The 12,561-nt window shown below is 59.9% G+C and carries 12 protein-coding genes; 4 read left to right on the plus strand and 8 right to left on the minus strand.

Going from position 1 to position 12,561, the window contains the following annotated elements; translation table 11 throughout:
* Window positions 1-18: 18 nt before the first annotated feature.
* Complete coding sequence (locus tag AC1DYO_RS06250; RefSeq protein WP_477261327.1) at window positions 19-2,019, minus strand: AI-2E family transporter; 2,001 nt, start codon at window positions 2,017-2,019, stop codon at window positions 19-21.
* A 362-nt stretch (window positions 2,020-2,381) separates the two neighbouring features.
* Between AC1DYO_RS06250 and AC1DYO_RS06255 the strand changes: the two genes are divergently transcribed.
* A complete protein-coding gene (locus AC1DYO_RS06255) occupies window positions 2,382-3,326 on the plus strand; it encodes a DMT family transporter (RefSeq protein WP_477261329.1) in 945 nt (314 codons plus the stop codon).
* A gap of 393 nt (window positions 3,327-3,719) precedes the next feature.
* Window positions 3,720-3,911 (plus strand): hypothetical protein, encoded by a 192-nt coding sequence (locus AC1DYO_RS06260; RefSeq protein WP_477261331.1) that lies wholly within the window; start codon window positions 3,720-3,722, stop codon window positions 3,909-3,911.
* A 704-nt stretch (window positions 3,912-4,615) separates the two neighbouring features.
* Here the strand turns inward: AC1DYO_RS06260 and AC1DYO_RS06265 are convergent.
* From AC1DYO_RS06265 to AC1DYO_RS06280, 4 genes are all read right to left on the minus strand, one after another.
* Window positions 4,616-6,967 carry a trypsin-like peptidase domain-containing protein gene (locus AC1DYO_RS06265; RefSeq protein WP_477261332.1) on the minus strand — a complete coding sequence of 784 codons (2,352 nt, stop codon included), beginning with the start codon at window positions 6,965-6,967 and terminating at the stop codon, window positions 4,616-4,618.
* 297 nt (window positions 6,968-7,264) lie between these two features.
* Window positions 7,265-7,573, minus strand: a complete 309-nt coding sequence (locus tag AC1DYO_RS06270) for a PilZ domain-containing protein (RefSeq protein WP_477261333.1) — start codon at window positions 7,571-7,573, stop codon at window positions 7,265-7,267.
* Window positions 7,574-7,597: 24 nt separating this feature from the next.
* Window positions 7,598-7,807 (minus strand): hypothetical protein, encoded by a 210-nt coding sequence (locus tag AC1DYO_RS06275; RefSeq protein ID WP_477261335.1) that lies wholly within the window; start codon window positions 7,805-7,807, stop codon window positions 7,598-7,600.
* Between the two features lie 140 nt (window positions 7,808-7,947).
* Complete coding sequence (locus tag AC1DYO_RS06280) at window positions 7,948-8,805, minus strand: LysR family transcriptional regulator (RefSeq protein ID WP_477261479.1); 858 nt, start codon at window positions 8,803-8,805, stop codon at window positions 7,948-7,950.
* A gap of 93 nt (window positions 8,806-8,898) precedes the next feature.
* Here AC1DYO_RS06280 and AC1DYO_RS06285 point away from each other — a divergent pair, with 93 nt between their 5' ends.
* The gene (locus AC1DYO_RS06285; RefSeq protein WP_477261337.1) at window positions 8,899-9,357 is read left to right on the plus strand and encodes a DUF3237 domain-containing protein; all 459 of its coding nucleotides are present in this window, start codon (window positions 8,899-8,901) and stop codon (window positions 9,355-9,357) included.
* Window positions 9,358-9,645: 288 nt separating this feature from the next.
* On the opposite strand, the gene AC1DYO_RS06290 is transcribed toward AC1DYO_RS06285, so the two are convergent.
* Window positions 9,646-10,227, minus strand: a complete 582-nt coding sequence (locus AC1DYO_RS06290) for a DUF308 domain-containing protein (protein ID WP_477261339.1) — start codon at window positions 10,225-10,227, stop codon at window positions 9,646-9,648.
* A gap of 110 nt (window positions 10,228-10,337) precedes the next feature.
* Complete coding sequence (locus AC1DYO_RS06295; RefSeq protein WP_477261341.1) at window positions 10,338-10,925, minus strand: TetR/AcrR family transcriptional regulator; 588 nt, start codon at window positions 10,923-10,925, stop codon at window positions 10,338-10,340.
* Window positions 10,926-11,125: 200 nt separating this feature from the next.
* Here AC1DYO_RS06295 and AC1DYO_RS06300 point away from each other — a divergent pair, with 200 nt between their 5' ends.
* Window positions 11,126-11,398 (plus strand): hypothetical protein, encoded by a 273-nt coding sequence (locus AC1DYO_RS06300; protein WP_477261343.1) that lies wholly within the window; start codon window positions 11,126-11,128, stop codon window positions 11,396-11,398.
* A 141-nt stretch (window positions 11,399-11,539) separates the two neighbouring features.
* Here AC1DYO_RS06300 and AC1DYO_RS06305 read toward each other — a convergent pair whose 3' ends face one another.
* The gene (locus tag AC1DYO_RS06305) at window positions 11,540-12,526 is read right to left on the minus strand and encodes an aldo/keto reductase (protein ID WP_477261345.1); all 987 of its coding nucleotides are present in this window, start codon (window positions 12,524-12,526) and stop codon (window positions 11,540-11,542) included.
* Window positions 12,527-12,561: the final 35 nt, after the last annotated feature.

Below are 12,561 nucleotides of genomic sequence, written 5' to 3' on the forward strand. Positions count from 1 at the left end.
TGAGACATAGCGTCGTGGCTAGGCTGTTGCGGCCGTCGCCTGAGCCGGGGCCCGTTTTCGAGGAGCAGGACGGCGTCGATCGCGGCGTTTCGAAACCACTTTGAGGGGAACGGCCGGCGCTGGAGACAGCGCGCCAAGCACAGCGTTGATCATGCCGTTGGCTACGAAATCGGCGCTGATGTCGGCGGCCACAGCTTGCCCTTGTTGCCCGGCATCGCCCTGCTCCGCGTCCGACCAGAACACAATCCCAATTCTCAATCCTGCCTTGGCGCGTTTCAGTCGGCGGACCAGAAAGCGAGCATGCTTGAGGGAGTCGCGATTCAGGAAACCGACCACGATGGTGTCGATCGTCTCTAGTTCGAGACGACGAATACCTGCCGGCTCCATATCGACGAAACTTGCCTTCGCCACTGTTGCGCCTTGCACCTCCAGCACCTGAGCGAGCATGGCGGCAGCGGCATCGTCGAGTTCCCCGCGACCGCCGGCACAAAGCACCGACATGTCCTTGCCATCGGGCAACTCGATCTCTTCCTCATCGACGCCATCTGGTTCCTTGCTCGCGCTGCCTTCCGCGGTGGCTGTCGGCTCATCTTCCTCGCTTGCTTCTTCCTGTGCATCGTCGGCAAGATTTGCCACAAGAATTTGGGCGCTCGCCGCCACCTGCCTTTGCTGCTGATCGCCCATCACGCCACGCATGCGGTCCTGCTCGCCCAAGAGGAGAGCAGGAATGGCGACCTTGTCGTAGAAATCGATCAGATACTTGTCCTCGAGGATCTCCTCGGCATGGTCAGTGGCCTCGTCGGGATCGCCGGCCAGGAGCCGCTGATAGAGCCGGGCGTGAGGTTCGAGGACGGGCTCGTTGCCAAACAGGACGTCGAGAAATTCGAACTGCGGAACGTGTCGCCCGAGGACGACGAGACAAACTGTCAGCGGCGTCGAGAGGACCAGGCCGAGCGGCCCCCACAGCCATGTCCAGAAGATCGCCGCAACGATGATAGCCAAAGGGGAAAGTCCCGTGCGCGAACCGTAGAGCCACGGTTCGACGACATTGCCGGTTACCAGTTCCATCACGATGAACAGTGCAGCGGTCCACAGCACGAGCGACCAGCCGGGTGCCACGGCCAAGGCGAGGAACAATGGCAGCAGCGCGCCTATCACGGGGCCGATATAGGGAACGAAGCGAAGCGCCAGTGCCAGCAATCCCCACAGCAGCGCGTTGGGAATGCCGAGCACCCAAAGCCCGATCGCAATGGGTATTGCGTAGACAATGTTGACCACCAATTGCATGAGCAGATAGCGGCCCACCCGCTTGCCGGCGTCCTGCAATGCTTCTGTCGTGCGGTGGAGATCCCCGTAGCCGACCAGGCGAATGAACCGGTCGCGCAGATCCTCGCGCTCGAGCAACATGAAGATGACCACGATGATGATCAGGCCAGCCGATGCCAACGGGCTGATCAACGGTCCGATGATGTTCTGCAAGACCTCGAGCGGTCGCTCTCGGGCGACGATCTCGACGGGAACAGGTTCGCGCCGGGGCTTGTCCGCCACAGGCGGCGCCACGTCCTGCTTGTTGATCTCCTGGCCGACGCGCTCGATCACGCTGCTCAGCCTGGCAATGATGCCGCCACCAACGCCCGTTTCCTTGAGGGAACGCACCTTGGTCAGAATGTTTGTCTGGTAGGCTGAAATGTTCTGGGCAAGCTCGCTCACCTGGGTCGCAACAATGAAGCTGAACAAACCCAAAGCCGCGAATGCTCCAATGACGCTGAGAAGCACTGCGGGCAGCCGAGGCAAGCCGACACGCTTCAGTGCGGAGACCATCGGCACCAGCGCAAATGTCAAAAGCAGTGCGACGGCGATGGGGAGAAAAACCTCGCGACCAAAATACAAGGCAGCTACCGTCGTGACGACAGTTGCGACGGTGGGCAAAGCTGTGCGCGGATGGGCAGTCCCGGCCGCCAGAATGCGTCCTAGCCCTTGCTCGGGCGATGGGATGTCGTTTCGACGATTGGCGGCCACCTGATTCCCCCCGTTGCCTCACGATAGTTAGACCCATTCGACTGCCGGGCAATGTTAGCAGGGTCGAATACATGCATTTAGCGGTTTGCAGGCTCCAGATTTTCCGCCTCACGCTCTCTTAACCGTGAAACCGCGCTCGGGAGCCTCCCGCCTGTGAGTATGTTGATCTGCGTTCCCACGCTTCGGATCACGAACATGCTCAAAGAGGTGTCATGTGGGCCAATTTCTCGGCCTGGCTGCTGACGTTTGGGTTTGCGTTCGGCGTCCTGGCGACGCCTCATCCTTTCAAAACGGATGCACAACCTAACGACGCAGGCTATGTTGCCCCGTCGGGCATACGTCATCGAGGGAGAGGGCATGACATGCAGGCAATGCCGATAGCGCATGAAGCCGCGCAACCCGAGGTCGGGCCCATATCCTCCTTGACCGGCTATCCCGCTGCCGTCCTGTGCTGGCTGCTTTCGGCTGGTGTCTATATCGCGGCCAAATGGGTGGCGCCCGAGATGCCGCCCTGGGGCCTCTGCTTCTGGCGGCTGACGCTTGCTTGCGCCATCCTGCTCCCGATTGTGCACCGTCATCACGACGCGATGATCGGGCTTTTGCGCATGCGCGCCGCGGAGGTCATCGCCGTGGGGGCGATCGGCCTAACGCTGTGCCAGGGTATGATCTACCATGGCCTCAACGACACCGACGCCACCACGGCCGGTATCATCATGGCGCTGTCGCCTGTCATGACGATGGTGCTCGCCCGTTTCGTGCTTGGCGAGCCGCTCGGGCTGTGGAAGTCGCTTGGCGCGCTGGTTGCGCTCGCCGGGGTGATTTTCATCGTTGCCCACGGGAACCTGACGGCGCTGCTGCAACTCAAGTTCGACGCCGGTGAGCTGTGGATCGTCGGCAGCGCCTTCTGCTGGGGCCTGTACACCGTGCTTTTGCGCCGTGCCAAATTCGGCATCGAACTCCTGCCGATGGTCGTGCTGCTGCTCGGCGCCGGTGCGCTGGTCGCCTTGCCTTTCCATTTGTGGGAATTGTTCAACGACGAACGCTCCGGCATGAACGTCCACAGCATTCTCGCGCTCGCCTATCTGGCAGGTCCCGGTGGCGCCTTGATGTACTATCTCTACAACAAAAGCGTGGAAACGCTCGGCGCGAGCCGGGCGAGCATGCTGCTCTACCTGCAGACGGTGTTCGTCGCTGTGCTCGCCTATCTTCTGCTCGGCGAGGAGTTGCACGATTACGATCTGGTCGGTGCGGCCTTCATCGTCGCCGGCATCGTACTTGCCACCGTTATCAAACCAAGGCCAGCTTGACCACCAGACCGGCAACGCAACTTTGACAAGGGTTGCTTGATCCGCGACCATGCTCCTGCCGCGTGCGATGTTGCGATGTTCGTCCGCAGTCGTCCCGCAGGCGCTGGACCCGCTGATCGCAAAGGTGGGTGGGTTATCGCGAGATTTGCCTCGTCGCAGGATTTTCGTCCCACTATGTCAAACTTTATTGCGGGCAACGGTCCCTCTGCAGATAATCCCATTGCTTGGCGGGGTGGGGTAGCCGGCGGCCTGCGCGCTTCTTCCGTGTAGGGAGAGGGCGCGGGTCCTCGGTTGAGTTTGGTCGAGACCCTAAAGACTTCTGTTACGTGAAGAACTGATTTCGGCGGTCCCATAAATTCGTGATTGTCCACATTGCGCGGGAGGCAGTGCGAAATGGATGATGTAACATTCAACGTCTGGGTTTGCCCCTGTGTTGAAGTGATCGAGGCCTGCGGCGAATGGTTCGTCCGCGTGGTCGAGGATGACCAGGAACTGACCCGATCATTCGATCTGGAATCGTTCGCTCTGGCCTATGCGGAAGGTCAGCGAATACGGTTGGGGCTTGCGGACTTCAAGCGATTGTAGACCAGCAGTAGCCTTTGCATGAGCAATGGAACGGCTGGACGCCTCGCCCAAGGTGATAGAGGCGCATTGGCCGCTGGCAGGCCTGTATAGGGCGCTACCCAGCTGGAGGGGCGAAAAACTAAAAAGGCCCCGGCGCTGGGTCGATGCGCTGGGGCCTTAGGCATGTACGGGCTACCTAGCATGTCCGTTTATGAGCGTGGCCTAATATGGTCAACAAACGGTGAATGATTGCTGACCCTTGCCAGCTGATCGACAGGTTGCCCCTGATCACGCGGGGAACCTTTTATCGGCCAGCCGATTTGTCTGCATGTCCCGAGCCGTCGAACCACCCATATTGCCAAAGGATAGCCCAGACCGGGAGGCAAACTGTGAAGTCGCCTTGGAAGCCGCATTCGCAGCGCTGGTGACTGCCTCGGAAGCGCAAGGGTGGACGCCGCGCGAAACGGCTTCATCCCTCCTGAAAATCGCTACGGAGCATGCCCGGCAATTCACGCTTGTGCCGGCTGAGCCGCCAGGATGGCAATCGCGAAGAGGTATATTGATTACGTGTGCCGCGCTCGTGTTTTTGCTGTGTGCCGCCATTGTTTGGTGGGTACTGAGGTGAGCGCGTCGATCTGGCCTGGTCGTCTGCCGCCTACACGATCAGACGTTTGGCTCTAGACACATGAAAGGACGCGACAGCAATTCGTCGTGCACAAACACCCCTATTGGCCAACCTGCTCCACTATCACCTGTCCATCCTTTCCTGGCTTTCCATTGGCTCCGGGAGTGCCCGGGTTACCAGAGGGTCCCTGACTGCCGTGGGCGCCTCGTCCAGTACACGCGCCTCCGGAAGCCCCGCCGTTCCCACCATCGCCACCTTGGCCGGGCATGCCGCCGGCCCCCCCCATGCCAGCTTTCCCACCAGACACAACCAAGTTTCCAGGTCGGCTGAAAACCTTTTGGTCACCTACTACAATTCTGATGATACCACTATCTTCACCATCCGCGCCCGGGGCGCCGGGGCCGCCATTCCCGCCAGGCTTTCCGTCCTGGCCTCGTCCAGGCCCACGGTCGCAAAAAACACGAGAGCTTGAATGATCACCTTCCGCGCCGGGTGCACCGTTCACGCCGGGGGTCCCCTGAGCCCCGTCAGCCCCTGATCGCCCGGAAGCATCCACCAAGAACTTCCCTCCTAGCTTTGAATGCACGATCAAAGTGATATCCCCTGCGCCTCCTAAACTGCCAAACGGCACCTTTCCATCACTAGCACGCGCTCTTATCACTCCGCCGTTGCCGATGAGGTTGAGCGTTTCGATCGAAAAGTCGCCGTTTGTAATAATTGTCCCGTTGTTGAGATCGAGGCTTGAAGCAGACAAGACCTCTCGCCCGCCGATCTCAATTTTTGCACCGGGATCCAGCTTTATTGCGGGCAGCTTCGACAGATATACAGACCGGTCGAATTCTCCGCTGCCTTCCGCTGTGGCAAATACGATTGGAGGGATGTCAGCGGCTGATCGCACGGTAACTGTCGTGGTTTCGTCCGGTCCCATCCAGCCTGGCTGGTTTAGTATGCGTGCCAATAACTCGGTGCCGCCAGGCGGCCATCTGAAAAACGCTGCCGAAATGAAGAGGGATGTCACGACCACCACAACGGCTATTACGAACCAGGACACCGTTCTAGCTGGGGATGAAGAGCCAGGTCCCGTTGCACCTCTTGCGGCTAGATAAACTATGAAACCAAGTAAAAATACGGCGATAGCCGTCGGCCAAAGAACTCCAGGCGCGAATTTCCACGATAGTAACAATGCCGAAATGGCAAGGACAGCATACGCAGCATTGACGACATTTCTGACCGATCCTGGCGAACTCCTCATCGCATCCTCAAATTGCCTATCAGAGGGGATATTCCTTGGCGATGACGGCTTTGGCGTAGTCGGCGGCGAAGGTAGTGGCTTATTCACCTCAAGCGCCGCTGCAGGATTTACCGGGGGCTGAATGAATAAAATTGTCTTAACTGCCTGATCCAGCTTCGGATTTTTGCGAATATGATCCAGGATCCGTTCAACCGGAACGCCTTGGTTGAATTCAGCACTCCGCGAGTGATCAGGGTCGCCACCATGATGAAGGGCGACGAGTTCGAGATTGAAATTGAAGCACGGCGACCCGGAAGAGCCCCCCTCAGTATTTGTACTATAGAGTAGTCGTGTCTCGTTTTGGTTGAGGCGCAGAACAGTGCCTATGGCAAGTTTGAGTGGCGCGCCTTCGGGATGCTGAAGGATGATCAGGGTGTCTGGCGACGCCGGCCGCGGCACCATGTTTGAGAGCCTACCCCATTTGCGTTTGCCTTCGTCTCCGATCTTCCTACTGATCCGCAGCAGGGCATAGTCCGCTTCCCCAACAACCGGGAGACCACCCGCGTCGCCAGGGTCAAAGCGACTGAATGGTGCGAACGAGAGAAAAGGCGAGTCCGTTACGACGGGAACCACGTTCCCATCAATTTGAGGTTGCTCCGTTGAGAAATCGAAGCGGCAGGCAAGCTGACTGGTATCTGATTTCGGGGCGCGGCCATCTGGTCCGGGCAAATAGTCCATAACCACATGATAGTTGGTTAGGACTAGATCGGGACCGACGAGGAACCCAGTTCCCAAGGCCTTCCGAGAGTCTCGAGGATCTTCAATCCGGCAGACCCAGCCGCGACGCTCCGTGATCTTCTCCAACCAATCATCGAACTTCGCAAACCCCGCAGCCTTACTGACGGTCCGCTCCAACGAACCCTCAACGAGCCTCGGTAAGTCCCCTTCCGCGACGTGGACAATAGCCAAGTCTGCACGAAGGCTTGCTATTTTGGGATTGGCCGACTCCTGCTCTGCGTCGCCAATTAGAACGTTTAGCCATCCCTCCTTTTGTGCAACCTCGATCAGGTCGAACACTTCATCTCGGAACGGATTGTCTTTGACCAGTTCTTCGAGGCTCTGATGGCCTTTGTCGCGAAGCAACCTGTTCAGCGAATCCCGGTCGAACGCCGCAAGCAACGCACGCCGCAACATCTTCTTCTGCGGGCCGTCTAGATCCATTGCTCCCCACCCCACTGCAGAAACGCGCGTAGATGATCTTATCTTGTGCGCGTCAACGCAAGCGGTGCGGGGTCGTCAGGTCTAAGGATCATTCTGTTGCGGGGCGAGGCTTGCGCGTTGACGGACGCAACCAAGCTCATGCTAATGAGGATCGCCTTATGAGCCGACTGGATCGCAATCTTGGTGTTCCCTACCTTCTCCAATCGCAAGGCATAATTAGGTTCTGATACCCGGCACATCCAGCAACCTTCCATTGCGGCGCTGAGCGGCACGCCACGCGGACTTGGCAACCGCCATCTATGTCTGCCTTCCCGAATCGAGTTGCACGCCAAGTCGCTCCTTCCGTCTCCACCGCACCACGGCGCGATAACTGGTATGATCTACAGGCACGTGAAGCACGAAACGGTCGGGAATTGCGATGTCGGCCTTCACCCGTAACTCCGCACCGTGAGCGTGCTGGTTACAAACCAGGCAATTGATAGTGGCGTCGCCGGCGTGGATTGTCGCTTCCTTCAGAACAAGGTCACGGATATGCGACCGTCGCTCTATTGGTGGGTCAGTCGGCATTGCCTTGTTCCTCTGAGTTGACGAACCGAAACCCTTCATTCCGGCACGCGGGATGGAAGCGCACTACCGGCCGAGCGGCTGCCTCGAAAGAGTGACGAGCTCGGCTTCGTCGAACACGCCGGCCATATAGTTCGCGATAATCCGGGATGCGAGAGCGTCGCGTGCTTCTGGCGATTGACCGTCGAGCTTAAGCTGCTGGAATACACGCCCCAACAGGTCGAGTTCGGATGGCCGCAGAATGCCAGCCTCCGTGGCCTTGCTTCGAATGGTCACTTGTTATCCTCCACCGCAGTCACGAACATACGACCGCGGCCAGGAAACTCAACTCACCTGTTGAGGGCGCCCAGGCGGCGCGAATGCCGTTTCGAACGTGCGAAGCTCTCACACAGCGGCCTGTGCCGCGCTCGCCATCTTCATGGCGGATTGCCGGCCTGCTCCCACAGCCAGGCGCAGAAATGCCTCGGAGCCGTGCGGCGGTCGTCGACGCGCATCAGCGCATAGTGCCAGGCAGGACCGCTCAGCACGTGACGGAAGGGGGCGACCAGAAGGCCCTGGGCCAACAAAGAACCGAACAGGGTGGGCGACAGCAGTGCCACACCACCACCTGCCAATGCGGCATTGGCATTGAGTTCATGGGTCGGGAAATCGACTGCGGCGAACCGTATGGCCGACGGGATTTCGCCGTGCGCCATGATGAACCATTGTTCCCAGTCGGGATGCGGCAAGAGCTCGAAATCGACCAGTTCCGCCGGAACTGCAAGCGAATGCGCTCCGAGCAGGGACGGCGCCAGCATTGGCGTCACGTCCACCGGGATGAGCCGGTGTTCCTCAAGGCCGGTCCACCCACCACGACCCGTTCTGATGATGACGTCAAATGCGTTGGGATCGCGTATATCCGTCGAGACATCTAGCTCGATGCCGGCCGGTCCCGACTCAGGATAGTGCGGTAGACGCGGTGCGAGCCAGCGTGATGCGAACGTGGGTGGTGCGGTCACCTTTAGAGGAGGCGTCGCCGCCTGAAATCGGTCGACCGCCTCCGCTATTCCGGCGAGTGATTCCCGAACCCGGCTTGCCAGCGCGGCGGCGGCAGGTGTCGGCACAACGCGCCCATGAACGCGTACAAAAAGCGGCTGCCCAAGCTCGGCCTCCAGCGAGCGGATACGCAGGCTAACAGCCGCAGGCGTCAGGAAAAGGCGTTCGGCCGCCCGCGCAAAGCTGGCGGTCGCAACGCATACTTCGAGAATGCGCAAGGATTCCAGGGAGGGCCGCATGATTAGTTTTCCTTGTGACAGCGACAAGAAGAGCGCGTTTTTTGAGAAACGCGCACTGGTGTAGATGCCGGCCTCGAAACTAGGAGGCATTTCATGTCGCTGCAATCAAGACACTTGTTTACCCTCTTCATGACGCTTCACCCGGTCATGGATCTTGGGCACACGCCGGCGGGCGGCCGACGTATTTTCGCGGTCTCGGGCGGAAACTTCGAGGGCGAGCGCATTAGCGGCACAGTCTCGCCGCTCATCGGGTCCGATCTGCTTCTCGGCCGAGCGGACGGCACATTCCAACAGGATGTCAGGCTGCTTCTCGTCGCCAACGATGGCGGCTTGATCATCATGACCTATCGCGGCGTCAGGCGCGCGTCTCAGGCCATCGACGAACGCCTGGCACGCGGAGAGTTGGTCGATGCATCCGAATACTATCTACGCACAACGCCATATTTCGAGACCGCTGCGCCGGCCCATGCCTGGCTCAACAGCATTGTATCGGTCGCCAGCGGTGGCCGGACGGCAAGCGGTGTCGAATATGAGGTCTTTGAAATCCTCTGACGTGAAAGCGCGGCTACCCAATACGCCTCGCTTGGTGCGAGCATGGCAGATGATGCTTCGCTGGTTTTGGCTCCAAATGCAGAGGCGCCAAAGCTCGCGCATGCTGCGCGAGCTGACAGACGAGCAACTCAGCGACATTGGCCAGCGCCGCAGCTCCAACGGAAAAGTCTCGCCACGGCCAACAGACCGCCTCGATGAACGCTAGCCAGGCCATGTCACTTCGGTCGCTGAACGGTGCGGCGCAATCGGCAAGGCCGCCATCCCATCCTCGCCAGCCGTGCGATACCTTCACCCAGCTGCCTGTGCCGACTTGCGCCTAGCGTCGCTCACCGTCAGCCAGACGGCGGAGACCAGGAAGTAGAAGGCGCCGAAGGCGGCATAGGGCGCGACATTGGTGATGTCGATCGCCTCCGCACTGCCCGCCATCTTCACAAAGAAAATGCCGGCCAGCGCCGACTGGGCGCCGCTCAGCACCATTGCCCACTGCGCGCCGGACTTCCAGCGTCGGATCGCGGTGGCGAGCTGGAAAAGGCCTGACAGCACCGCCCAGACGCCGAACACCGCCAGCACCGTATTCATGCTTTTGCCGAGAGCGATGGCGACCGCGACCGTGGTGACGATGCTGATGACGAAGTTAAGCAGCTGCGTCTTGTTGCGGCTCAAGCCGCCGCTACGCCGGGCGTCGACGAAGTTGGCCAGCGCATCCCAGGCGGGATAGGCGACCAGCATGATGGCTGCCAGGGACGGCATTGCCTTGGCGACCGTGAACGCGAGCAAGACCCAGGCGGCCGCCACGGCAAAGCGTGTGAAATAGTAGCTCTTCAGCCAGGATGATTGGACGAGGTTGGTTTCATTCGTCTTGGCAAGCATTGTGATTTTCCTTTCGTGCTTGGCTTGGTATACCTACTAGAAGGTAGGCGAGATGAACACGTTGCGGGGAGTCGGTGGAGGGCTTGCCCTTCAGTCGTGCAAATTCCCTGTTAGTGAACCTTCGCCGATAGACGCTGCACGGTCGGCGTCAGGATGGCGTCAAAGACGGCAGGGTTGCCATAGGCACGCGCCGACAGCATCGCGCCATGGACAGTCGCCATGAAGGTCTCAGCCTCCAGCCCGGCAGAGCCGGCGAATTTGAGTGCCCCCTGTTCGGCGCCCCGCTCCATGACCTTGGTCAACCAGGACGACAGAAATCGAAAGTAGGTCCGCACTTCGACGGCAACCTCCGGCGGGAGTGCCGGGAGTTCACTGGCAAGCAGCGCACAAACGCAAAACGGGACGCTCGCGTCTTCAATGCATTTCGCCCAGTGCCCGGCATAGGCTCGAAGCAGTGCAAGCGAGTCAGGGAATTTACCTTCCAGATCTGCCATGCCGACCTCGGTACGCTCGCGATGGCGCGCCACAAGGCTGCGAACAAGGTCGACCTTGCTGGGGAAATGATGGTGAATGCTCGCCTTCCGGATTCCCACTTCGCCGGCGATATCGGCATAGCTGAATCCGTTGTAGCCGCCCGCCACGATGAAGTTTCGCGCCGACGCCAGGATCTGATCGGAGGTCATCACAAGATTGCTCATGGAACTTACCTACCTACTAGTAGGATGATTGTCAATCCCCAATTTTCAAGCAGGGAAATATACGCCAAGGCCAGATACGCAAAGGCGAAGTATGGGCGCGTGTTGCGAGGCCTCTCCGAACGTCTCGACAAATCTCAAAAACGGCTCGACAACAAACGCACGAGCCAACCGCAACAGGCGGTTCGCAAAAGGGGCGAAGCATGGATACTGAGAATGCAAGTTTGACGATCGAGCAAGCCAGGCTCAACAGCATGCTCACACGCGGCATCGTATATTCCATTGTCTGGCTCGCCGGTTTCGGATCTTCCTATGCGCTTTACCAAGGAGTGCGGGCGCGACGGATGCTGAAACTGAATCCCATGCTTCAGGGAAATGGCCGCGCCTGGTGGTGCATCATCGCGGGAGGACTTGGGGTCACAGTCTTGTGTGCGGTCGTCGGCGTCGCCATTTTCAACGTCCTGACACCGCCCTAGTTTTGGCGTTCATGGACGGCGGCCCACCGCGCGCGGCCAGGACAGCGGCGACCAACTGTACAGCGCCGCAGAGCAGCTTCCTCTTCGGCTGGGCCCCGCCCTTGACGAGCCCAAGGTCTCGTCAAGGCTGCAGGCATTTCATTACCAGCGCTGATGCACGTAAGGCTTGATGCCCTGGTCGTAGATCGCCTTCACCTTGGCCATCAGCGCATCCGACAGCGGCGCAAGCTCCGCCGCTTCCGCATTGGAAACCGCCTGTGCCGGGTTGCGGGCGCCGGGGATGACCACCGTCACCGCGTCGAACATCAGGATCCAGCGCAGCGCGAATTTCGCCATCGTCGTATCGCCCGACACCAGCGGCCGGATCTTCTCGACCGCCGCCAGGCCGACCTCATAGGGCACGCCCGAAAACGTCTCGCCGACATCGAAGGCTTCGCCACTACGGTTGAACAGGCGATGGTCCGTGCTCTCGAACTTGGTGTCCGCCTTGAACTTGCCCGACAAAAGTCCGCTGGCCAGCGGCACGCGGGCGATGATGGCGACATCATTCTTTTTCGCCTGGTCGAAGAACAGTTCGGCCGGCCGCTGGCGGAAGGCGTTGAAGATGATCTGCACGCTGACGATGCCGGGATATTGCATCGCCTTCAGCGCCTCTTCGACGCGCTCGACGCTGACGCCGTAATTGCGGATCTTGCCCTGCTCTGTGAGCTTGTCGAGACGCTCGAACACGTCCGGATGGTAATAGAGATCGGTCGGCGGGCAGTGCAGCTGCACCAGGTCGAGCGTGTCGGTCTCGAGGTATTTCAGGCTGCGGTCGATCCAGCCGGTCAGGTTCTCGAGGCTGTAGCCTTCGACGCTCTGCTTCGGCAGCCGCCGTCCGGCCTTGGTGGCGATGAACGGGCGCGCGCCGCCGCGTTCCTTCATCACCCTGGCGATCAGCTTTTCGGAACGGCCGTCACCGTAGACGTCGGCCGTATCGAGGAAGCTGACGCCGGCGTCGAGCGCCGCATGCAGGGCGGCAATGGCATCGTCGTCATTGACCTCGCCCCAGGCGGCGCCGATCGCCCAGGCGCCAAAGCCGATCTCGCTGACAGTACGGCCGGTCCGGCCAAATTTCCGTGAATGCATCTCGCTGTTCCTGACTGCGGCTTGGCCGGCGATAC

The organism is Mesorhizobium sp. P2_F5, assembly GCF_056403715.1.

Coding starts and splice junctions, on each gene's coding strand:
- AC1DYO_RS06255 (WP_477261329.1), top strand. CDS start 2,382: ATGCAGGCAATGCCGATAGCGCATGAAGCCGCGCAACCCGAGGTCGGG.
- AC1DYO_RS06260 (WP_477261331.1), top strand. CDS start 3,720: ATGGATGATGTAACATTCAACGTCTGGGTTTGCCCCTGTGTTGAAGTG.
- AC1DYO_RS06265 (WP_477261332.1), bottom strand. CDS start 6,967: ATGGATCTAGACGGCCCGCAGAAGAAGATGTTGCGGCGTGCGTTGCTT.
- AC1DYO_RS06270 (WP_477261333.1), bottom strand. CDS start 7,573: ATGAAGGGTTTCGGTTCGTCAACTCAGAGGAACAAGGCAATGCCGACT.
- AC1DYO_RS06280 (WP_477261479.1), bottom strand. CDS start 8,805: ATGCGGCCCTCCCTGGAATCCTTGCGCATTCTCGAAGTATGCGTTGCG.
- AC1DYO_RS06285 (WP_477261337.1), top strand. CDS start 8,899: ATGTCGCTGCAATCAAGACACTTGTTTACCCTCTTCATGACGCTTCAC.
- AC1DYO_RS06290 (WP_477261339.1), bottom strand. CDS start 10,227: ATGCTTGCCAAGACGAATGAAACCAACCTCGTCCAATCATCCTGGCTG.
- AC1DYO_RS06295 (WP_477261341.1), bottom strand. CDS start 10,925: ATGAGCAATCTTGTGATGACCTCCGATCAGATCCTGGCGTCGGCGCGA.
- AC1DYO_RS06300 (WP_477261343.1), top strand. CDS start 11,126: ATGGATACTGAGAATGCAAGTTTGACGATCGAGCAAGCCAGGCTCAAC.
- AC1DYO_RS06305 (WP_477261345.1), bottom strand. CDS start 12,526: ATGCATTCACGGAAATTTGGCCGGACCGGCCGTACTGTCAGCGAGATC.